Here is a 22,208-nt window from a genome sequence, read left to right as displayed (position 1 = left end):
TCTTGCGCTTATTCTGCATTATTTTTTTCTAATTGGCTAAATACTTACGCAACATTTGCTCCAACTGTTGCACACTAGCACGAGGAGAAGGACGCGGCAATGGTGCTTCTATAATTTCTCCCTCTGTGCCCTCTGCGCCTCTGTGGTTCGATAAATAAAGTACCGGCACCTCATACTCATACGCACCGAACCAATCTTCACGAGTCGTAATATCCCTAATTTCCAACTCGAAACTGAGATTTTGGATTTGTTCTAGCTTTTCTTGCAAGCCTTCACATAAATGACAGCCGGGTTTACTGTATAAAATTAATCGCATTTGTTAATTAATTACCATGAACACTATTTTACATATCACCAAAAGCGAACAATGGGAACAAGCAAAAATCCTCCGAACCTATCGCGGTGATACGTTAGACTTGGAAGGATTTATCCACTGTTCGACAGCAGCGCAAGTAATCTGGGTTGCGAATCGTTTTTTTGTCAATCAAAAGGGTTTGGTAATTCTTTGCATTGATTCTGAACAAGTTAAAGCTGAAATTCGTTATGAAGCTGCGGAGGGAGATAATTTATTTCCTCATATTTATGGTGAGTTAAATATTGATGCTGTGTTTCAGGTGGTTGATTTTGAGGCGGGGGAGGATGGATTTTTTGTGTTGCCGAAAGAGGTTATAAGTTTAGAATAACGTAGACGCTTCGGCTTGCCGCAGGCTACCGCAGAGGCGCAGAGGGCACAGAGGAGGAGAGATGAGAAGAGAAGGGTTTAATGTGGGTGAGTATGTTGATCAAATGGCGTTATTGTTGGATTTAGAGATAAGAGATGAGTATCGAGATGGGGTGGTGGCAAATTTTGAGAGAATTAGTGCGATCGCTAATCTTGTAAATTCTTTTCCTCTAGCGGAGGATATTGAAGTTGCACCAGTTTTTGAACCATGAATGATGCTGTATCGATAGCTGCTACTGTGCGTGAAGGCAAAGTTAGCGCGGTGGAAGTTACCAAGGCTGCGTTAGCACGAATTGCAGCGCGGGATAATCAACTCAATTGTTTTACGGCTGTGACTGCTGAGATAGCTTTAACGGATGCAGCCCGCATTGACAGGGAAATTGCCCAAGGTAATCATCCTGGAACGCTTGCTGGTGTACCTTTTGCGGTGAAAAATCTCTTCGATATTGCTGGTTTAACGACTTTAGCGGGGTCGAAAATCAATGCAGAAAATCCAGCAGCTAGCCAAGATGCAACAGCAGTAGCGAAGCTGAAACAAGCGGGTGCTGTGCTGGTTGGCGCTTTAAATATGGATGAGTACGCTTATGGGTTTGTGACGGAAAACTCTCATTACGGTGCTACTCACAACCCCCATGATTTACAGCGAGTTGCTGGTGGTTCATCGGGTGGTTCGGCGGCGGCTGTTGCTGCTGGGTTAGTACCGTTGACATTGGGTTCTGATACTAATGGTTCAATTCGCGTTCCGGCGGCGTTGTGTGGCGTTTTTGGTTTGAAGCCGACTTACGGAAGGTTATCTCGTGCTGGCGTAGCTTTATTTTCTAGCAGTTTTGACCACATTGGCCCTTTTGCGCGTTCGGTGCAGGATATCGCTACGGTGTTTGATGTCCTTCAGGGAGAAGACGATCGCGATCCAATTTGTACAAAGCATCCGCCTGAATTATGTTTACCACAACTCAAGCAAGATATTTCTGATATCAGAATTGCGTTGGCGAAGCCCGCCGTAGGCATCGCAGCTGATTATTTCACTAAAGGCGCAGAACCGGAAGCTTTAGCAGCAGTCCAAAAGGTAGCTGATGCAATAGAAGTCACTGAATACGTAACCATACCAGAAGCACACCGCGCCCGTGCTGCGGCGTTTGTGATTACAGCTAGCGAGGGCGCAAATCTGCATTTAGATCAATTGCGATGTCGTCCTCAAGATTTTGATTCAGCAACACGCGATCGCTTTTTAGCTGGGGCGTTAATTCCTAGTAACTGGTATCTGCAAGCACAACGCTTTAGAAAATGGTATCGCGATCGCGTTCGGGAAGTCTTTCAAAATGTCGATGTGATTCTTGCCCCAACTACACCAATCTCCGCACCGCTAATTGGTCAACAAACTATGATTTTGGATGGTGAAGAAATTCTTGTCCGTCCTCATTTGGGATTATTTACTCAACCATTATCTTTTATTGGTTTACCAGTTTTATCAGTACCAATTCAGCGTTTAAATGCTTTACCTTTGGGTGTGCAATTGATAGCAGCACCATATAATGAAGCGTTAATTTTACGGGTTGCGGCTACGTTAGAGGCAAAGGGTGTAGTTTCAGCACCAGTGATTTTCAATTGCTAATGAAGCGAGCCATTTTTGCAAAAATACTGCTTGCTCTGATTCCCTTGTAGCTAACGAGGAAAATTAAAACAAGTCGCGTGATACACTAGCAAAAACGCAAGCGCAATATGTAAAAAGAAGTGAATTCAACCTAAGCGCTGTTTGAGTTCACGAATTGCGGCACTGGTATTGCGATCGTAGGCAACTTCAAAGCACCTAGCAACTATATCCTGGAGGTTTATATCTGGGAAATATTGGCTTTGAGTTTGAGCAAGATATTCTGTACCTTGTAACTGATAAATACACAGTTGTTTTTTGCGGTATAGCCAGACTTCTGGAACTTGATAAGGGAGGTAATCATTCACCTCAGAATAACTTGTTACATCAATTTCCAGCACTAAATCAGGAGGAGGATCAACACTCCAGTCAATTCGTTCCTTACCAGATACGGCTTCCCAATGGTCAATGTAAAAACAATAGTCTGGTTCGATTCCACTCTCCTCTGGTAATTCCATTGTCACAGGAGTAAAAGCATCGTACTCACGTCCAACATAATCCAGCAGAACTGTAATGATATTTGCGATTAAATGGGCATCACGTCCATGTTTGGGAAGAGGAGACATGAGTAAGACTTCTCCATCTTGGTATTTTATGCGTGGAATTGAATTGCCACCTCGTTGCTGACACAAACTCTGATAATCTTGCCAGGTCGCAAGCAACCGCACAACTGCTCCCACAGGTAGCTGAATTTTTTCAAGCGAGACTAATGCAAACATAGCTCAAACTTTAGAAATTGAAAGCTCAAGGTTATTCTAATTCTTTTGCTGGAGATGACACAAGTAATGCAGGCAGAAGAGCATTTTTTCAACTTCCTAATTCTTAATTCGTGGGAGATAATACTACACCCCATGAAAAGTTGAGGGATAAACAACTTTCCCTTTATAGTTTTTTTGATAGCTTTGCAGTGGTTTAACCATGAAGACATCCTCTGGTACTGCAAAAGGAGACTCGATTTCATAAACAACAGAAGGCTGAAAGCCAAAACGAGTATAGAAGTGGGGATGACCAAGGACAATCACTATGGCTTCTTTCTTTGCCTCTGCTATTTCTAAGCCTGCTTTAGTAAGTGCGCTACCAATACCTTGTCTTTGAAACTGTGGATGAACTGCCAAAGGTGCTAAACCTAGTACCTGTAGTGTTTTTTCACCCACTAAATCAATGTAGCTAAATAAAATATGACCGACTACAACATTTTCAACCTCTGCAACTAGAGAAAGTTCTGGAATATAGCGGTCAGAACGGCGAATTTCCTCTACAAGTTTAGCCTCATTTTCCTGCCCAAAGGCTAATGTATTCACCTCAGCTATTACTGTGTAGTCTGGCAGAGTTTCACAACGGATATTAATCATTCTAAAAGTACTTATGATTTTATATGTGCTAATTAAAACTCTATATTAAGATCATACCCAGGGTTGAAGGATATTATACATCATAAATTTATGTTGCAAATAGTACGGCCTATAGCTAGCGTAAAGTGGACAATTTGACAATCTTTAATACTCGAACTACTTGGCGTATAGTCATAATCTGTCCGCACGCAACAAGAACGCAAGACACTTGATATATGGTTCGAGAACTCGAAAGAAAACGCCAGAGTGCAAAGTTTCCCGAAACTGCACCGGCTGCTAATCCCGTATTTTTTAGAACCTATAGCCGCAAGACATTGGCGGGACTAAGGGAAACATGGGATGAAGTATGCGATCGCACTCTACTCGGCTTAGTCGAGTTGGGAAAGCTAACTCAAGAAGAAGCTGTCATACTGGATAAGATGCAGCGCAACTTGAAAGCTATGCCCAGTGGGCGCTGGCTATGGGTTGGTGGTACAGACTGGATAACCAAGCCAAAGAATTTTTCCGGGGCTTATAATTGCACCTCCACCAATCTCCAAGACTGGAATGCCTTCGGATTAATGATGGATTTGGCAATGATGGGCTGTGGTACTGGAGCCGTCGTAGAACCACAATTTATTAACCAGTTACCCCCCATCCGTAATCAACTGAATGTCACTGTACAAGGTGAAATTGGCAGCACTCCTGTGCAACAGCGACGTGAATATACTGAAACTCATATAGAAGGCAACAACGTCACTATTCACGTTGGAGATAGCCGTGAAGGTTGGGTTGAATCATATCAAGCCCTATTAGAACTCTCCACTGATGAACAATTTTCAGCAGAAGTTGAAGTATTAGTTGATATCAGTGATGTCCGAAAAGCAGGAGAAACTCTCAACGGCTTTGGAGGAGTTGCTAATCCTGTAAAATTGCCCGGACTTTATCAGCGTTGTGCATCTATCCTGAATAAAGCTGTAGGACGACAATTAAATTCAGTTGAATGCTGTCTGTTAATCGATCAAGGTGCTGTAACAATTGTTGCAGGTAATATCCGAAGAAGCGCGGGGATGCGTCAGTTTGATTCTGGCGATCGCCTAGCAGCCACTGCCAAAGATAATTTATGGCAGCAAGATGAAAGTGGCAACTGGCGAATTGATCCAGAGCGTGATGCTCTAAGAATGGCAAACCATAGCAGGGTCTTTCACCACAAACCCTCATTAGAAGAATGTATTGATGCTGTCCGTAAACAATATTATAGCGGAGAGGGAGCGATTCAATGGGGTGGTGAAGCTGTCGCTAGAGCTAATTGTGATTTGTTACCAACACAAGCATTAAAAGTTGATTTTTTGAAAGCTTATAACCAAGGAACAGCAAAACAGTGGTTACAGGAACGCTATCCCAACCTTGATGCTAATGAGCTAGAACATCGTTTGCACCGCTACGGGCTAAATCCTTGTCATTCGGGCGATACATTAGTATCAACTGATCAAGGGTTAGTACCAATAAAAGATTTAATTGGTAAGCCATTCAGAACCTTGGTGGATTTGCGCTCAGTAGGATTAGATGGAGTCAAGTTGACTGATGCGATCGCGTTTTCTACTGGTGTACAAACAACTTGTACAGTAACCTTAGAAAATGGGTTACAGATGAGATGTACTGCTGACCATAAACACTTTACTAATCACGGATGGGTAGCAACCAAGGACTTAACCTCAGAGCATAGTATCTATATTCAAAAAGGAGAAGGAAGTTTCGGTAAAGGTACAATCACTATTGAACAAGCTCAAATGCTGGGCTGGTTATATGGTGATGGTTCAATCTACAAAGGATATAGAAGTTTAGATGCAGTATTCTACATCAATCAAAAGGAATACCCAACAGTTTTTCCTGTCCTAAGCCAAGCTGTCGAATCTCTAACAGGCTATAACCATAAACCTAGTTTGGTGAAAGGGGTATATACCTTTCATAGTGGTTCATCTTTAATGAATTCATTCTTGGAAAAACTAGGCATTCAGTCAAAGAACTGTTTACCAGATAGCTTTCTAAATCAATCTAAAGAAGTCATCATTGGCTTTCTACAAGGTTTATTTTCTGCTGATGGTTGCGTTAGTTTTAAGGCAAGACATGTAGAACTTCGTAACCTTTCTAAAGATTTCCTGCGGCAAGTTCAGTTATTGTTGCTAAACCTGGGAATCAAAAGCAGTCTAAAACTTAAACAAAACCCAGGAGAAAAAGGTGTATCTTACATCTTGAAAGATGGAACGGAAAAGATTAGTCAAAATAGAGGAAGTTGGCGACTGATAGTTTACTCAGGAGAGGGAGTCAGAAACTTCTATAAATTAGTTGGTTTTCCTCTTGTACCTGAAAAACAGCAACGTCTAGAGCAACTTGCAACAAAGAAACTAGCAAGGACTTATAGTGAAACTATTATCAACCGATGGTTTACTTCCAAAGTTCACAGTATTGAAGAGTTTGGTGAAGAACCTGTCTATGATCTTCATGTTCCACTAACTCACTCATTCATTGCCAACGGTTGCATTACTCACAATTGCGGTGAAATTATCGGCTCTAATTTCCACTGTAATTTGTCTGAGGTTCACCTCAATCAAATCGACCCACATAACTACAAAGAACAAGAGGAGGCTTTCACTGCTGGGGCGCTATCTGTAGCAGCACTTTTAAATCACAAATTCCTGGAACCACGCTATCAATACAGCCGTGAATTAGACCCGATTGTGGGAGTTTCTTTTACAGGTTTATTTGATTTCTTTGTCCATGCTTTTGGTGTTGATTGGCTGCGCTGGTGGGAACAAGGAAGACCCGCAACTGCACAAGGGTTAGCTTTCAAGCGTGAGGAAGAAAAATATCTAAGTTCCTGGAGAGATATTGTACATCGGGTAGTTTGGAATTACTGCGATCGCCACAATCTCAAACGTCCAAATCGCTGTACCACAGTCCAACCCAGTGGCACAAAGGCATTATTAACTAATGCTAGTTCAGGATGGCATCCCCCGAAAGCGCAAAGATTTATTCGCCGCATCACCTTCGGCAAAAATGACCCAGTAGCCTTAGCTTGTATTGACTATGGTTACAACATCATTCCCTCTCAATCAGATAAAGATGAACAGGGCAATTTGCTCAACGATCCCTTTGATTCACGGGTGAGTGAATGGTTAGTAGAAATTCCTGTTTCTGTATCTTGGGCTGATTTACCAGGGGCTGATGAAATTGATGTTTCTAAGTTTTCAGTTTTAGCCCAATTTGATTTTGTCCTCCAGGTTCAACGTTGGTATGTGACTCACAACACATCAGCTACTTTAGAACTTCGCTCTGATGAAATTGAACCTTTAGGACAGCGCATCTACGAAACCATTCAGAATGATGAGGGATACATTTCAGCAGCCCTTTTAGCTCGTTTTGACGATTTGCAATCATTCCCACGTTTGCCATTTGAACCAATAGATAAACCAACATACGATCGCTTGAATCAAGAGGTGAAAGCACGGCGTAAAACAGATGATTTCTGTGCAGTCTTAAGCCGCTACGATTTAGGCGAAATGGCAGAGGCTGGCCCTAGTGGTTGTGACTCTGATAAGTGTATGTTTCCCGATCAGCAACCAGGCTCATAAAGCTAAATGACTACTATCACTTAGGGTAGTGACTATTTATCTATTACAATAAAAAGCAGTGGTTTAATATGATATTAAATCACTGCTTTTTAATTATTCCTTTTCCCCTCTTCATATAGCAGTCCGCTTTGATTTTTGAAATTATTTGCGTGGTGCGCGAAGCGCAGCGCAGGCGCGATACACAGGGAGTAGGGAGTGGGAAAGAAGCCTTTTTGGGGTATACTGATTTCTTTCAAAAATTAAATACGAGCCTTATACCATTTCTTTGTAATGCTGCACCAAATCCTTTTAACTTATCGAACAGAATACATGCGTCAGTCGTCAGAATTCAGAATGAATTTTGACCGAAAAAGCAGATAGCGACGCGAAAAGCGAGTCATCGAGCGTCTGAATAACCGGAGTTTTTGCACCCCCACCAAATCGTAGATTTGGTGGTCAACAAGAAAGTCGCGGGTCTGAATCCCCGACTGATTGATTCTGACTCCTGAATTCAGAATAGCTGAATTCTTCTTCAATTCTTTCTTCGTGTCCTTTGCGTCCTTTGCGGTTCGTTTTTCTTTCTTATTTCTTGTACTTAAATATGGTTTAGCGCACTTCATACAGAATTGTTAACAGTAATTATCTTGGTGTAGAAAAGCAGCACAAAATTTCTCTACACTATGATCTTTAGGAAAAGGAGTCCGCCAATGAAAGCTTACGAAATTCAAAGCAACGCCGGGATTGATGCCCTCGCATTAGTTGATCGCCCTGAACCAAAACCAACTGCGGGACAAGTTCTCATTCAAGTCAAAGCAACATCCCTAAATTACCGCGATCTGCTTGTCATTGAAGGTTCTTACGGTTCTGGACAGAAATATCCCTTAATTCCCTTATCTGACGGTGCTGGGGAAGTCGTGGCGGTGGGGGAAGGTGTGACACGGGTTAAAATAGGCGATCGCGTAGCTGGTATTTTCTTCCAAGACTGGATTTATGGCTCTTTAACCAAAGAGAAAATGAAATCCGATCTTGGAGGCGGTATCGATGGAATGCTGGCTGAGTATGTCGTATTACACGAAGATGGGTTAGTGAAATTACCTGACCACCTATCCTACATTGAAGGGGCAACCTTACCCTGTGCAGCAGTCACAGCTTGGCATGGACTGGTGACAAAAGGTAATATTCGCGCAGGTGATAGTGTTTTATTACTCGGTACTGGAGGAGTTTCGATTTTTGCTCTCCAGTTCGCCAAGATACATGGTGCTAGAGCGATTATTACTTCCAGCAGCGATGAGAAATTGGCACGAGCGAAACAGCTTGGTGCTGACGAGACAATCAACTACAAAACAACGCCAGATTGGGAAAAGCAAGTTTACCAATTAACCAATCGCACGGGTGTAGATCATGTAATTGAGGTAGGCGGTGCAGGCACTTTGCCAAAATCACTACAAGCAGTCCGCATTGGAGGACGTATTAATTTGATTGGCGTATTATCAGGCAGAGGAAATGAAATTGACCCCATGCCAATACTTTTTAAGAGTTTAACAGTTCAGGGAATTTATGTTGGCAGTCGGGAAATGTTTGAGGCAATGAATCAGGCGATGCAACAACATCAAATCAAACCGATTATTGATCGAGTTTTTCCCTTCACTGAAGCACGAGAAGCTTATCATTACCTCAAAAGTGCGGCTCACTTCGGTAAAGTCGTAATTCGTAATTCGTAATTCGTAATTCGTTCTTATGCACCGCATAGGAATGTCTATCAGAAGGCTCATTAAAACGGACTATAACATTTTCTCAGTCGTCTTTAGACGACTTTCGCTATTAGACTCAGAATTCATTCTGAGGCGGGCTATTTTGCTTTGTGATTTGTATTATTTTGCTCTCCACCTTTGGATAGATACTTTAGCGAGCTATACCAAATTTTTTGATTTACATCAGGATTTATTTGCTACTGGAAATCTTTAATTTAATTATGTTATATTATAAATAGAAAAATCTAATCTTTTATTAAAACATTTTTAGCGTGTGGGGGACTTAAACCCGTTTATTCAGACGCTCGATGACTCGCTAACGCTACGCTATCTGCTTTTTCGGTCAGAATTCATACTGAATTCTGACGACTGACGCATGTATTCTGTTCTGTTAAAATGCGATGTCTACTACGGATTATGCCAACGCCTAGTGATTTCTATAATAAATCAGCGCGTTGGCGTAGTTCGTCGTAGACATCGCATTTTTTTCTTTTGACTGATTTCAACGTGACTTCGGCAGCTTATATCCTGTCCGTTTAATTAGCTCAATCAAAAAGACCTCTCCCTGATTTTTCTAAGCAAAATCGTCCCTCTCCGAGTCGGAGAGGGACAGCTTTGAACTTTAGTTCAAGGCGGGGAGAGGTTTGTCGAACTCACGTTAATTTTATTGTTTTTTAACTGCACTACCAGCAAAAACCTTTTGAAAACACAGGGATATAAAATATACTAAGAGTAAATACAGAGAAAACTGAAATAGTTCTCTGTGACTACTCATTTTTTCATATAAAGGGGTGCATTATGGAATATCTTGCTTATTCTGAGATGTTTATTGCTCAAGAAGAGGCATCTCGAAACACCAAATATAATCCGTCGAAATCTCAATTAGATAGCAAAAAACCTCTTAAATCTTCTGACATAGTTATTACTAAAGAAGAGGCATCTAGAATCACTAAAGCTAAATTTAATTGGAAAAAACTGCTTAAATCTTCAGCTTGGTTAGCTTTAGCTGGTGTTGGTGTATTACTTATTGCTGCTGCCCAAATTCAAATGAGTTCGGCTGCATTTGTCAGGACTAACGGCAGTTGTTTGCGTATCCGTACAGGCCCAAGCACCAACTACTCCTATGTGGATTGTGTACCAAATGGCGCAACACTTCCAGCGATTGAAAGGTATGAAAACGGGTTTGCTAGGCTTTCTACGGGTAGATACGTTTTTGCTCGATGGGTTGGTGATAGACCTAACAATCTTCCTGTAACTAGACCTGGTGGTGTTGGCGGTTCAGTCATTCTTACCCGTGGTTCTAGAGGTCAGCTTGTAAGAGACGTTCAAACAGCTTTAGGTAATCTCAGAGTTGATGGAATTTATGGTCAAGAAACTGTTAACAGAGTCCGAAGCTTTCAGGCAAGTAAAGGTCTACTTGTAGATGGTACTGTGGGCCCCGAAACACGAGCAGCTTTGGGTATTTAACCAGAAGTCACCACTCGATAATGTCTGGACAAAGCTACCTCAAAGTAGCCATATCTAGACTTATCGTTTGTAACCTGATTCCAAAGGTTTAACTTTTTTAATATTTTTCCTCTGACTTGAAAGTTGGGAGTAGGGAGTGGTGAGTGGTGAGTCGTGAAAGACCACTTTCATGCTTGGTTGTGAAACTTGCTTCATCGGGATTGCCTAGAGTGACAAAAGCGGGTTAATAAGTAATCAAGCGGACATGAATATGAAACAAAGAAATGCAAAAATTGGGAAAAGGGTGGGCAAGTAGCCCACCCTAAACCATTATTTAATTGGTACTACTTTACGGGTGCTTGAGTAGCAGTCTTGCCAACCAGCATTGCGGTATTTTCGTCGCTTTCGAGAATACCGAATTCAATCAACAACTCTTCTAACTCTTCCATTTCAATTGGGGTAGGAACGGCGAGTTTGTCGTTGTCGATGATCTTTTTAGCTAGTATGCGATATTCGTTACTTTGATTGCTATCAGGTGCATACTCGTTAACAGTCATCCGGCGCAATTCTGCGTGTTGTACAATGTTGTCACGAGGTACGTAGTGAATCATTTGGGTGTTCAAACGTTTTGCCAAGGTTTCGATAAGATCGATTTCCCGGTCAACGTTACGGCTGTTACAAATCAAACCACCCAAACGCACACCGCCAGTGTGAGCATATTTGAGAACACCACGAGCGATGTTGTTAGCTGCATACATCGCCATCATTTCACCAGAGGTAACGATGTAGATTTCTTGTGCCTTGCCTTCACGGATAGGCATAGCGAAACCACCGCACACAACGTCTCCCAAAACGTCGTAACTTACAAAATCAACATCTTTGTAAGCACCGTTTTCTTCTAAGAAGTTGATAGCGGTGATAATACCACGACCAGCGCAACCCACACCAGGCTCAGGGCCGCCAGATTCCACACAACGTACATCCCGGTAACCGGTCAGCATTACTTCTTCGAGTTCAATATCTTCTACAGCGCCGCGTTCAGCAGCTAATTGCAGAACGCTTGTTTGAGCTTTACTGTGTAGCATCAAACGGGTAGAGTCAGCTTTAGGGTCGCAACCAACAATTAAAATGCGTTGACCCATTTCAGCCATTGCTGCAAGGGTGTTTTGAGAGGTGGTAGATTTACCAATACCGCCTTTACCATAGAAAGCTATTTGTCTAATCTTTTCGTCAGTCATGGTTGTGTTTCCTACAATGATTTAGTTGATGGGTCGTAAGCTTGATGTAGTTGTTCACCCTTGGTGTCGTAGGGAAGTAGAGCCTATTGGCGTTGACGCATAGCAACTTGTCGCTAGACATCGCATCCTGGCAAAAGCAGTTAAAATCAGAACATATTTACCCACGAAGCGTAGACGCAGAGCGGCTTGTCGTCAGACATCGCTTAAGATATAGAAAAATCTCTATTTCCTAATAACGAAGCCTTTAAAACTTTGACTTCAGCATTGTCAGTTGTTGTAACAGAATCCCAAATGGTTGCTCAAGCCTGAAGAGTGGTTGCAGCAGGAATTCAAATGAACGCAGATTTGTTCCCTGAACCACACAACCAACCAAATTGCAATCCACTCTAAATGGTCACTGCAACTTCTCTGATTTTGCTAATGTCAAGTCCCTAAGAACTTCTATAGCGCTTCTCGTTTCGTGATTGATGCAGCAGGATAAATTCCAGCCCAAAAGTGACAGCTACAGGTGCAATACTATAATGCTTGCACAAGTAACCTCTAACACTCTGGTTGAGACAATATCTTGGTGAGTTTTGACAGTATGGTTAAATTCCTAAAAATTGTGGAACAACACCATATTGCTTGAAGTTTTCCTTCCAAAAGTCAGCAACTGCTTCAACTTAGTTCGCGGTTGAAAATGTTTGTTGCCGCAAGAATAAGTTTGTAAATATTCTGTATTTCTATGGATTTGTCAGGCTGTACTAAGAGTCTTTCTTCCCAGACTCCAAGAGTAATCGCCTTTGGTGGGTAATGCTCTAGCTAGGTTGGCCAACTCTTATTGGCTCATACCCAGATAAATTTCGATTGACTTCAAGTTGTTACGAAGGCTACTATCCTACTCAATCTAGTTTTAGATTTTAGTTACAAAAAGATGTAGCGAAGTGAAGTGGACTTACCAGAGCAAAAAAACTTTCTTGAGCTTGCCTCAAAGTTTCTTGAAGTCTTTTGTGCTTTTACTTTTTTGATTCCTATAAAAACCATAACATACATCTCACTAATTTATTTGTCGAATCTCAAATTATTTATCTATTTGTCAGAACACTATCCTTCTGATCTTTAGCAGGCATAAGTTACGCGTTAATAGGTTGTAAGTTAGTGAAATTATTTGTCATAGACAATTTGTGCAGTTAGATACTTTTGGGTATTTTATAAAAGTATTTAAAGCTAATGTTTGACAACAAAAACATAATTTCGTCTTTTTGCAATCAAAGATTTTGTCATAAAAGTAGATTAAATAACTCTTGCGATCGCACCAAGCATCCAACCCAGGCGATCGCAATCATAGTAAAGTTAAATAATTCGTAATTCGTAATTCGTAATTCGTAATTAAGTTTTGTAATGGGGATTTAACCCCAACACAAAACTTGCTTTTTTATTGAACCGGGGGACTTAAACCCACGGAACTAGTTAAACAAGGTGAATTATCAAAAATAATCATAATACATAAAAAACTCCCTTTTAAAATGAAGGGAGTCAAGAGTTACTGATTAAAAATTAACTTCTGCTTTCACGTTTAGGTGTTTTGTGCAGTCTGTAGCAGCTTCCGCCTTAAGAGTAGTAACTTCTGCCTTCACGTTTCGGTGTTTCGCGCAGTCTGTAGCAGCTTCCGTCTTAAGAGTAGTAACTTCTGCCTTCACGTTTCGGTGTTTCGCGCAGTCTGTAGCAGCTTCCGTCTTAAGAGTAGTAACTTCTGCCATCACGTTTTGGTGTTTCGCGCAGTCTGTAGCAGCTTCCGTCTTAAGAGTAGTAACTTCTGCCATCACGTTTCGGTGTTTCGCGCAGTCTGTAGCAGCTTTTGCCTTGAGGATAGCTACGAGTATCAGATGGCTGGAGGTATTCGTAAAAGCGATGTCTACGACGGGCTACGCCTACGCAAACACAGGTTCCAAAAATACAGGTAATATCATGTCCGCATAAATAGTTACGCTAACCACAGTCATTACACCCCAATACGGTTCAGTTAAGGCTTAAATATTAGTCAAAGTCAATTTTTTTAACGAACCGCAAAGGACGCAAAGAACGCAAAGGAAGAAAAGAAAGAAATGCTTAACTGAACTGTATTGCATTACACCCCACCCCGCTTTTGTCTAGCGACAAAATCTCCCCTCCCCGTTCACGGGGAGGGGATTAAGGGGTGGGGTAAAACGCTTGTGGGATAAGCGTTTGAACTTAAGTTGACACCAATGAACAATGTTGTGCCCCTACAAATAAAGGAGTTTTGCCATTTTGACGGGCAATAATCGCAAAGTCAACCATCATGATCCCGTTTCTCTTCACAATACCAACCAGAAGGAGGCGGATCGGTGGCATTCGCCTGTACTAAGTTGCCTTGAGTTAGTTTCAGGCTACCTGTCCATCCAGCAATTGGCGAGTAGATGGAACTGTAAGAAAGCTGAATAGCATTAGCGATCGCAGTTTGTCTTTCAGCCCAAATAAATATTTTGACTCATCCCACGGCTACAAAACATCGCTTGTCTTTCCGACAAGCTCGCGCGATCGCTCGTTTTCATAAAAAGCCGTGCAAAAATCAAAGTCATTAGTACCAATGACTAATGACTAATGACTAATGACTAATGACTAATGACTAAATTTAAGCTGCACAAAAAATCGGGGCAGGTTTTGAACCCGCCCCGATCGCTTCTGATATACTGCGCCCAACGGCTGTTGCTACAGGCTTTAAACTATCAACTAAATGCACCATATCTTCTAAAGAAAGTGCTTGACGGGCATCAGAAACAGATTTTTCTGGTTCTGGGTGACATTCAATAATTAATCCATCAGCACCGCAAGCGATCGCAGCCCTAGCCACAGGTGCTACCAACTCCCGTTTACCAACGGCATGGGAAGGATCTACAATCACAGGCAAGTGAGTTATTTGCTTGAGTGCTGCCACTGCTCCTAAATCCAGGACGTTGCGGGTGTAATCATCGAAACTGCGGATACCTCTTTCGCACAACACCACATCAGGATTCCCGTGGCTGAGAATATATTCAGCAGCCATAACAAATTCTTCAATTGTCGCTGCTAACCCACGCTTGAGCAGTATTGGTTTACCAGCTTGTCCCAAAGCTTTGAGCAAGTCGAAGTTTTGCATATTACGGCTACCAACTTGAAGCATATCAGCGTGGGCAGCAACTACTTCAATTTGGGAAATTGACATAACCTCGGTGACAACTGGCATATTGTAATGCGATCGCACCCTTGCCAAAATTTCCAATCCTGACTCACCCATACCCTGGAAAGCGTAGGGAGATGTGCGGGGTTTGTAGACACCGCCACGCAACCCCTGCACGGATGTAGTAGATAGCTTTTGGGCGACTATCTCCATTTGTTCTAAACTTTCAACAGTGCAGGGGCCGCCGATAATTACCAGTTCTTCGCCCCCGAAAGCGACTTTTTCTGAAATTTTAACGATTGTCTGGTGGTTCGGATGAGATTGTGCGGCAAGTTTGGCGTTAATCATGGTTTCGTTCTCCTAAAAATTGAGTATTGGGCACTATTTGCGGATAATAAAAAAGCCCGAAACCTTTGAAGAGTTCCGGGCGCGTTCTGATTCATTGGCATGACGCTATTTACCCGGAACTTAGTCTGGGCCAAAAGTAAAAGCCATAAAACCAGCTACTGAAATAAGTCATGACAATGAAATTCTCCTTAAAACAACAAAAACCGCAGAGTTCGCTCTGCGGTTCACCGGGCGGTTTCCGTTAGGAAACTCGATTCACTCCCGGTGAACCACCCTAAACGAAAAATATAAGTAGAAATTTGTGTTAAGCATTTGCGGGGCTTTTGCTGTAAAACTGAATAAATATGCCTATTTAAAGTAACATTAACAGGAACACTAGGCGGTGTCAAGACCCCCACAAACCATAAAAAAGCGATAGACTCAGTACAAATGTGGGAGTAAAGACTAATAACGCTTTGCAAAATTCAAAATCATGCCCTGTTCTGATTGTGTAGTGAAGTGCTAGTTGCTTGTTTGCGTAGACAAAGAAAGCTGCTTGTCATTAGATATCACCCTAGTTAATAAGTTTACAAATTATTGTTGTGTCATGACTAATGGGTAGTGTAGATGAGCAAAAATCAATGGTGAAAAATCTAAAAATTCCGAATCTGGCGATTCTCTAAAGGAATAGAATACAGCCAAATCAAGGTAATCAGAGAGAACTCTAAACGATAGCTTTTGTCTCTGAGAAGTTTAAAAAGCCAGGATTAAGAAGTTAAAATATATAATTCTCCTGACTTGTCACCTCACCTTGCGAAAGCTTATTGCAGACAATTGACGATCGCCATACATTATTCTTACCCAAGTCCTCATTGACCAGATTAACTTTTTAGGATCATTCAGTTTCATTATGCCCAGTTCCAAAATCTTAGCCCAATCTTTCGACTATTATGGAGTTTACCCCTGCCCAGTCTGTCGGATAGGTAAGATTTCTCACATGCCAATGATGGAAGCTATGGCTTGTGACTTTTGCCAAGAAATTTTTACAGTCAACTTAGAACTACAGCAAATCAAGATGCCTTCTAGGCAACCACCCTTAATTTGGCGTTGGAATGGCTTTAGTTGGACAGAAGGCCAGTTGGAAGGTGTGGAATTAGGTTGGGGTTATGGACTAGCAGCAGCAGTTTTTGTAATTCTTCCCACTACTCTAATTGGCATAGTAGCTTACTATTTTCCTGCTAATCTCAAAGAACCCATTACCTGGACGCCATATATTTGGACGATATTAACTTTTTTATCACATTTATCAATTATTGTTTGGATTGTGATTGAAATTTATCAGATTCCAGTTGCAGCATATTTGAGAGCGATCGCTCGATGGAGAAATGGGGAGATGGGGAGATGAGTGGAGCAGGGGAGGCAGGGGAGGCAGGGGAGGCAGGGGAGGCAGGGGAGGCAGGGGGAGTGAGAGAGAAAAATTAATAACCAATGCCCAATGCCCAATGCCCAATGCCCCATGCCCAATGCCCAATGATCAATAACAAATGATGCAGCGAATAAATGGCTCCATCACTCATAATTAAGTTGATTGTCCACCAAAATATCGTATGAGCGATCTGGAGCACTACTATAGAGTTTTGGAATTAGAGCCTGGGGCAACACTTGAAGAAGTGAACCAGGCTTACAAAGATTTAGTCTTTGTTTGGCATCCCGATCGCATTCCCAAAGACAATCTCCGTTTACAGCAGAAAGCACAAGATAAGCTCAAAGCCATAAATGAAGCTCGTGAAAAGTTGCGTTCTCTAAAAACCAAACATCAAACCACACATCACTCACCGCCACCGCAACCGGAAAAACCATCTCAAACAACCCAGAAACCACACTCACCGCCACCGCAACCGGAAAAACCATCTCAAACAAGCCAGAAACCACCAAAGCAAAACTCAGACTTGAGTGGCAAAGACTACAGTCGGGCAAATTTGAGCAATAAAGATTTATCTGGCAGAAATCTGAGTTATGCCAATTTGAGCGGTGCTAATCTCAGCGATACTTTTATGCACAAAGTCAACCTCAGAGGAGCGAATTTATCTGAAGCAAATTTATTTCGGGCAAATCTACTTTTAGCGGATCTCAGGGAGGCGAATTTACGCGCTGCTAATTTGATTGGAGCGGATCTCAGTGGGGCCGACTTGCGAGGAGCCGACTTAACGGGAGCGCGGATTCGCTCTGGTGAGCGCCTTCTGGTTAAACTAGTTGGTACTAACTTAGCAGGGGCAATTATGCCTGATGGTTCAATTTTTCAATAGTTGAGGCTGCGCTATGACACACAGTGTATGAATTACTTAAATGAAAAAGCAATCAAGCAGTTCTTGTTTGGATGCAACAGATGGTAGGGGCACAGCAATGCTGTGCCCTTATAAGTGAAGTGATGTGTATTCCAGGCTATTGAAACCGCTATATGCCTGTTTACTTGCCCAAAACACCAAAATGAATACGCGATCTACTCAAATGAGAAAGCAATATGCCTTTTTGCTTGCTAAATCTACTGAAATGAGTAAGCAATCAAGCATTTTGAGTAAGCAATATGCCTTTTTGCTTGCTGAATCTACCGAAATGAGAAAGCAATCAAGCATTTTGAGTAAGCAATATGCCTTTTTGCTTGCTGAATCTACTGAAATGAGAAAGTAATCAAGCATTTTGAGTAAGCAATATACCTTTTTGCTTGCTAAATCTATCAAAATGAGTAATACCAATTCTGTATGAAGATGCGCTAAACCATATTTAAGTACAAGGAAGAAAAACGAACCGCAAAGGACGCAAAGGACACAAAGAAAGAGAAAGAAAGAAAGAAAGAAAGAAAGAAAGAAAGAAAGAAAGAAAGAAAGAAAGAAAGAAAGAAGTTAAAAGGGTTTGGCGCAGCCTTACAAAGAAATGGTATAAGCAATCAAGTATTTTGAAGTCGGAAATCTAACCTAGTACAAGTCAGCGGAAATAAACCTACCATTAAAAATAGCCAGAAAGCCCAAAATTAAAGCATACGTGACTTTTGACTTCCGCCTTGCGGTACTAGCTTTATCCATCCCTACAACCTGCCTGTAAAATTGAATATGATATCTCAAGGCTTTTAGGCACTGTGAACTTTTTTATTGGTTGTGCTGTTTGGGCATATAAAGGTTGGGCGGGCGAACTTTATCCCCAAGGCACTCGCACTGCCGATTTTCTGAATCTCTACAGTCGTCGCTTCACCACTGTAGAAGGTAATACCACCTTTTATGCCGTGCCTAACCAAGAAACTGTAACCCGTTGGGCTGCCGAAACACCAGCAGGTTTTGAATTTTGTCTGAAATTACCGCGAGATATTACCCATCAAGGATTGCTGAAACCTTATATTCCGGCTGCTTTCAAATTTCTGGAAGGGATGCGCCCTCTAGGTAAGCGTCTTGGCCCAATGTTTGCCCAGTTACCACCCAGTTATGCACCTGCATTGCTTGACGATTTGACCAACTTTCTGGAAGCTTGGCCGCGTAAAGAAGCACCCCTAGCGTTAGAAGTTCGGCATCCCGACTGGTTCAGAGAACCCTATGCGAGTAATTTGACGACACTTTTAGAAAAGCTAGGTGTGGGACGGGTATTGTTAGACTCGCGCCCTATTTACACCGGAGATGATGACCCCCAGTTGCAATCGGAACGGCGTAAACCCAAATTACCGTTGCAATTAAGTGTGACAGCACCTTTTACTCTGATTCGGTTTATTTCTCATCCAATTTTATCAGTGAATCAGCCGTTTATGGAAGAGTGGGTAAGGCAGATTCAGCAATGGTTGCAAATGGGAGTGCAAATTTATTTCTTTGTCCATTGTCCAATAGAAGCGTCTACGCCTAGCACAGCCCGTCACTTTCAACAGCTATTAGAACAGAGTCACACACCAGTTCCACCCCTACCTTGGAATAACCTTGAGCATCCCCCCAATCAACTCAGTTTATGGTCTTGAAAGGCAGGGCGCAAAAGCAGGGGGAGTAGGCCGACAGAATGAGATTTATAATTTTTTAACTTTTATAAAATATCTAATGTTTAGTAATTACAAAAAGAGCCATAATTAGTGTTACGATACTTTTTTGTTAAAGCTTGATATTCCTTTTTGCTTGACAAAAGGGGTAATAGCCCTCTTTGTTAAATAGCGATGAGGGTTTAGGCGATACATGAATATATTTAACAGAAAAGCATTGATTTTTAATGTAAATGTGATTTAAGGGAATTTTTTTAGAGCAGTTACAGCAAAGGAGGTTGAGATGAGTCGTCTTCTTTATGAAAATTCAGTCTCATACAAAGGATATCTCATCATTCCATTTGTTTTTGGGAAGCTTGATAATTCCGAGATTTATTCGTATAAATTGCTATCGGAGGTTGGACACACAAGCCAATTTCATAAAGCAGAAAATCCAGCAAAAATCTATGGAAGTAGCGTTAGTAATATCATTGATATTGCTAAAGAACATATTGATAAAAATTTAGAGTTTGTTAGTCACAGAGATAGTTTTAAGTCTCGCTACATTTACCGAAACAATTTGATAATCATTTTCCAAGAAGGAGACAAATATTTTTATGACCATTATCCACCAGAGTTATTGAATAATATTGCAGCTCCCAAATTATTCCAATCCGAATATGAATGCCTGAGTTGGATTAAGCAAGGGCTTAATGGGGAACATCCGCGGCAAAGAGCTATTTGAATATAGCGGTTCCCATTCAGATGCGGTACAACATTACATCACGAGGTGTAGGGGCAAGTCTTTGCCCATTGGTGTCAACTTAAGTCAGAGAGCTTCATTCCACAGTCATTTTACCCCACACGCTATCCGGCTCCACGCAGGTGAACCCCAAGACCGCACTGGCTCCCCTTAATCCCCTCCCCGTGAACGGGGAGGGGAGATTTTGTCGTTAGACAAAAGCGGGGTGGGGTTCCGACGGCTTAATTAGTGGCTTAATTAGTAATTGAGTGGACTTGATATAACGTCATTGCAAGGGTTTTACGTTAAGTTGACACCTATGGGCAAAGACTTGCCCCTACGGGTGTACCTGACGTAAACGAGAACCGCTATAAGGCAGGAGTTAGTCCTTAAAACAAGCTTAATTCTGGTTTTAAGAACTAACTTCTGTACCTTACCAAGTTAAAATATGCTATGGATTTTCAATTTGTGCCGGAAGCAGCACGAGTCGAAATTATTCGCCCCACGCGTTGGCAATTAAGTATTTATGCTGCTGCGATCGCCATCTCAATCGAGTCTCAATTGCAGTTGATCAGCCTTGGTTTTGCTCTATTGAACTGAGATATTGTAGCTAAATTCCGACGGTTGGTAGTATGAGCGATCGGGGGGCATTGAATATTGCTTTTTGCCACTCCCCCTGCTCCCTCATTTCCCATTCCCTACTCCCCATTCCCTATTCCCTATTCCCTTTGATTTTTATTTGCTCTAGACTCAACCTTAATTACCACTTGAAGAATGATTAAGAAAAACGAGTATAGACAAATATGATAAAAATGCTAGCTGAAAACTTGATTGGAATTGAAGCAAGATTACAAATTAATTGGGTTTGGCTAAATGCCAGCTTACAGTTTGCTAGTTGGGCACTCTTCTCACTTTTACTCGCTGAGGTCTTGAGAGACAGCTACCATGCTTTGTGTCACCAAGTCAATTGGCTTGCTAAATGGCACAACAAGCACCACATGGCTTATCGCCGCGATTTATCAATAGTTTCCCTGAAAGTTTACCAAGAATCCCAGCTCTATCACGACATTTTAGAATCGAGTCTACTGCTGGTGGTATTGGTAGTCATTGCCTTAATTGTCCAGCAAATGGGGTTATGGCTGGGAGTAGCTTATGGTTGCACCTTCTTGTATGGCGCGTCTGTACGATATTTCCAGGGAAAAATTGATACAGACTACAACCACCTACCCGGCCCTTTAGAGACAATACCATCCATTTGGTGGGTGAATCGGTCTTACCATTGGCGGCATCATTTTGATGATGTCAACGCTTACTACAGTGGTGTCTTTCCTCTAGTGGATAAAATTCTTGGTACAGGACTGTCTCTCAAGGGTAAAACCGTCGCTTTAACCGGAGCATCAGGAGCATTGGGACAAGCATTAGCGGCTGAACTTGTAAAGAATAATGCTAAAGTTGTCGCATTAACCACTAATCCAGAAAAATTAGTAGAGCAAGTTGGGGTGAAGGTGGTTCCTTGGCAGTTGGGTAATGAAGCCAATTTGAGAGATAGTTTAGAGAAAGTAGATATTTTAATTATCAACCACGGCATCAATGTCTATGCCAGCCGCACATCGGAGGCTATCAACTCTTCTTATGAAGTGAATACCTTTTCAGCATTGCGGTTGATGGATATATTTTTGACAACTGTAACAGGGCCACAAGCAAAAGCAACCAAGGAAATCTGGGTAAACACTTCTGAGGCTGAGGTTTCTCCAGCATTGAGTCCGCTTTATGAACTCAGCAAGCGATCGCTAGGAGATATTGTTACCCTGAAGCGTTTGGACGGGGATTGTGTAATTCGCAAGTTAATTCTTGGCCCATTTAAGAGTCAACTTAATCCTTATGGAGTGATGTCTGCACAGCAAGTTGCTCGTGCGATCTTATTTTTGGCACGGCGAGACTTCCGAAATATTATTGTGGCAATAAATCCTCTCACCTATCTACTGTTTCCCTTAAAGGAAACTAGTACATGGCTATACTATCGACTTTTTAGCCGAACAACGAAAAGTGAACAGGACTTACGCAAACAAAGCCGAGAAGAATGATTTTTAGGTAGGGGCAATTCATGAATTGCTCCTATAGCGTGTAGTTTTGCGACGCCGAATAGCCCGCCGCAGGCATCGCTCCGACTAAGTGCTGATTATTTAATGTTGAAAAAAGCATACTTGTATGCACTTTTAAAATGGAAAGGCTATTCTCTTCCAGATTTTGA

At 41.9% G+C, this 22,208-nt stretch carries 20 protein-coding genes; 14 read left to right on the top strand and 6 right to left on the bottom strand.

The annotated features are described in order from the left end of the window. Positions 1 to 28 precede the first annotated feature (28 nt). Positions 29 to 316: a glutaredoxin family protein gene (locus LC586_RS21600; protein ID WP_229486742.1), complete on the bottom strand. Its 288-nt coding sequence runs from the start codon at positions 314 to 316 to the stop codon at positions 29 to 31. A 16-nt stretch (positions 317 to 332) separates the two neighbouring features. Between LC586_RS21600 and LC586_RS21595 the strand changes: the two genes are divergently transcribed. The 3 genes from LC586_RS21595 to LC586_RS21585 all read left to right on the top strand — a co-directional run bounded on the left by LC586_RS21595 (position 333) and on the right by LC586_RS21585 (position 2,333). Then, positions 333 to 683, top strand: coding sequence for a DUF952 domain-containing protein (locus LC586_RS21595; RefSeq protein WP_229486741.1), 351 nt, complete (start codon positions 333 to 335; stop codon positions 681 to 683). A 61-nt stretch (positions 684 to 744) separates the two neighbouring features. Next, the gene (locus tag LC586_RS21590; protein WP_229486740.1) at positions 745 to 933 is read left to right on the top strand and encodes a DUF4089 domain-containing protein; all 189 of its coding nucleotides are present in this window, start codon (positions 745 to 747) and stop codon (positions 931 to 933) included. Then, a complete protein-coding gene (locus LC586_RS21585; RefSeq protein WP_229486739.1) occupies positions 930 to 2,333 on the top strand; it encodes an AtzE family amidohydrolase in 1,404 nt (467 codons plus the stop codon). Before LC586_RS21590 ends, LC586_RS21585 begins: the two co-directional genes overlap by 4 nt. Positions 2,334 to 2,458: 125 nt before the next feature. On the opposite strand, the gene LC586_RS21580 is transcribed toward LC586_RS21585, so the two are convergent. Continuing rightward, the gene (locus LC586_RS21580; protein ID WP_229486738.1) at positions 2,459 to 3,088 is read right to left on the bottom strand and encodes a Uma2 family endonuclease; all 630 of its coding nucleotides are present in this window, start codon (positions 3,086 to 3,088) and stop codon (positions 2,459 to 2,461) included. Between the two features lie 123 nt (positions 3,089 to 3,211). Next, a complete protein-coding gene (locus LC586_RS21575; protein ID WP_229486737.1) occupies positions 3,212 to 3,721 on the bottom strand; it encodes a GNAT family N-acetyltransferase in 510 nt (169 codons plus the stop codon). A gap of 215 nt (positions 3,722 to 3,936) precedes the next feature. Here LC586_RS21575 and nrdJ point away from each other — a divergent pair, with 215 nt between their 5' ends. The 3 genes from nrdJ (at position 3,937) to LC586_RS21560 (ending at position 10,529) form a co-directional block, all read left to right on the top strand. Then, positions 3,937 to 7,332, top strand: a complete 3,396-nt coding sequence (gene nrdJ / locus LC586_RS21570) for a ribonucleoside-triphosphate reductase, adenosylcobalamin-dependent (protein ID WP_229486736.1) — start codon at positions 3,937 to 3,939, stop codon at positions 7,330 to 7,332. A gap of 686 nt (positions 7,333 to 8,018) precedes the next feature. Beyond that, entirely contained in the window at positions 8,019 to 9,032 is a 1,014-nt protein-coding gene (locus LC586_RS21565; RefSeq protein ID WP_229486735.1) for a zinc-dependent alcohol dehydrogenase family protein, read from the top strand. 828 nt (positions 9,033 to 9,860) lie between these two features. After that, complete coding sequence (locus LC586_RS21560) at positions 9,861 to 10,529, top strand: peptidoglycan-binding protein (protein ID WP_229486734.1); 669 nt, start codon at positions 9,861 to 9,863, stop codon at positions 10,527 to 10,529. Positions 10,530 to 10,852: 323 nt separating this feature from the next. On the opposite strand, the gene nifH is transcribed toward LC586_RS21560, so the two are convergent. From nifH to aroF, 3 genes are all read right to left on the bottom strand, one after another. Next, the gene (gene nifH / locus LC586_RS21555; RefSeq protein WP_229486733.1) at positions 10,853 to 11,746 is read right to left on the bottom strand and encodes a nitrogenase iron protein; all 894 of its coding nucleotides are present in this window, start codon (positions 11,744 to 11,746) and stop codon (positions 10,853 to 10,855) included. Positions 11,747 to 13,275: 1,529 nt separating this feature from the next. After that, the gene (locus LC586_RS21550; RefSeq protein WP_229486732.1) at positions 13,276 to 13,548 is read right to left on the bottom strand and encodes a hypothetical protein; all 273 of its coding nucleotides are present in this window, start codon (positions 13,546 to 13,548) and stop codon (positions 13,276 to 13,278) included. Positions 13,549 to 14,378: 830 nt separating this feature from the next. Then, positions 14,379 to 15,251, bottom strand: a complete 873-nt coding sequence (gene aroF / locus LC586_RS21545) for a 3-deoxy-7-phosphoheptulonate synthase (RefSeq protein ID WP_229486731.1) — start codon at positions 15,249 to 15,251, stop codon at positions 14,379 to 14,381. An 889-nt stretch (positions 15,252 to 16,140) separates the two neighbouring features. Between aroF and LC586_RS21540 the strand changes: the two genes are divergently transcribed. The 8 genes from LC586_RS21540 to LC586_RS21505 all read left to right on the top strand — a co-directional run bounded on the left by LC586_RS21540 (position 16,141) and on the right by LC586_RS21505 (position 22,041). Beyond that, a complete protein-coding gene (locus LC586_RS21540) occupies positions 16,141 to 16,635 on the top strand; it encodes a hypothetical protein (protein ID WP_229486730.1) in 495 nt (164 codons plus the stop codon). Further along, positions 16,616 to 16,771 carry a hypothetical protein gene (locus tag LC586_RS21535; protein WP_229486729.1) on the top strand — a complete coding sequence of 52 codons (156 nt, stop codon included), beginning with the start codon at positions 16,616 to 16,618 and terminating at the stop codon, positions 16,769 to 16,771. The genes LC586_RS21540 and LC586_RS21535 overlap by 20 nt, the downstream gene beginning before the upstream one ends. A 66-nt stretch (positions 16,772 to 16,837) precedes the next feature. Continuing rightward, positions 16,838 to 17,536, top strand: a complete 699-nt coding sequence (locus tag LC586_RS21530) for a pentapeptide repeat-containing protein (protein WP_229486728.1) — start codon at positions 16,838 to 16,840, stop codon at positions 17,534 to 17,536. Positions 17,537 to 17,717: 181 nt separating this feature from the next. Further along, complete coding sequence (locus tag LC586_RS21525; protein ID WP_229486727.1) at positions 17,718 to 17,918, top strand: hypothetical protein; 201 nt, start codon at positions 17,718 to 17,720, stop codon at positions 17,916 to 17,918. A gap of 445 nt (positions 17,919 to 18,363) precedes the next feature. Beyond that, positions 18,364 to 19,221, top strand: coding sequence for a DUF72 domain-containing protein (locus tag LC586_RS21520; protein ID WP_229486726.1), 858 nt, complete (start codon positions 18,364 to 18,366; stop codon positions 19,219 to 19,221). A 298-nt stretch (positions 19,222 to 19,519) separates the two neighbouring features. Then, positions 19,520 to 19,960, top strand: coding sequence for a hypothetical protein (locus tag LC586_RS21515; RefSeq protein ID WP_229486725.1), 441 nt, complete (start codon positions 19,520 to 19,522; stop codon positions 19,958 to 19,960). A 450-nt stretch (positions 19,961 to 20,410) separates the two neighbouring features. Continuing rightward, a complete protein-coding gene (locus LC586_RS21510; protein ID WP_229486724.1) occupies positions 20,411 to 20,557 on the top strand; it encodes a hypothetical protein in 147 nt (48 codons plus the stop codon). Between the two features lie 203 nt (positions 20,558 to 20,760). Continuing rightward, a complete protein-coding gene (locus LC586_RS21505) occupies positions 20,761 to 22,041 on the top strand; it encodes a bifunctional sterol desaturase/short chain dehydrogenase (RefSeq protein ID WP_229486723.1) in 1,281 nt (426 codons plus the stop codon). Positions 22,042 to 22,208 lie beyond the last annotated feature (167 nt).

The sequence above is a fragment of the Nostoc favosum CHAB5714 genome (assembly GCF_020829495.1).
Classification (GTDB): domain Bacteria; phylum Cyanobacteriota; class Cyanobacteriia; order Cyanobacteriales; family Nostocaceae; genus Nostoc; species Nostoc favosum.
Note: the sequence above shows the minus strand (reverse complement) of the source record. Positions and strands in the feature narration are given on the sequence as shown.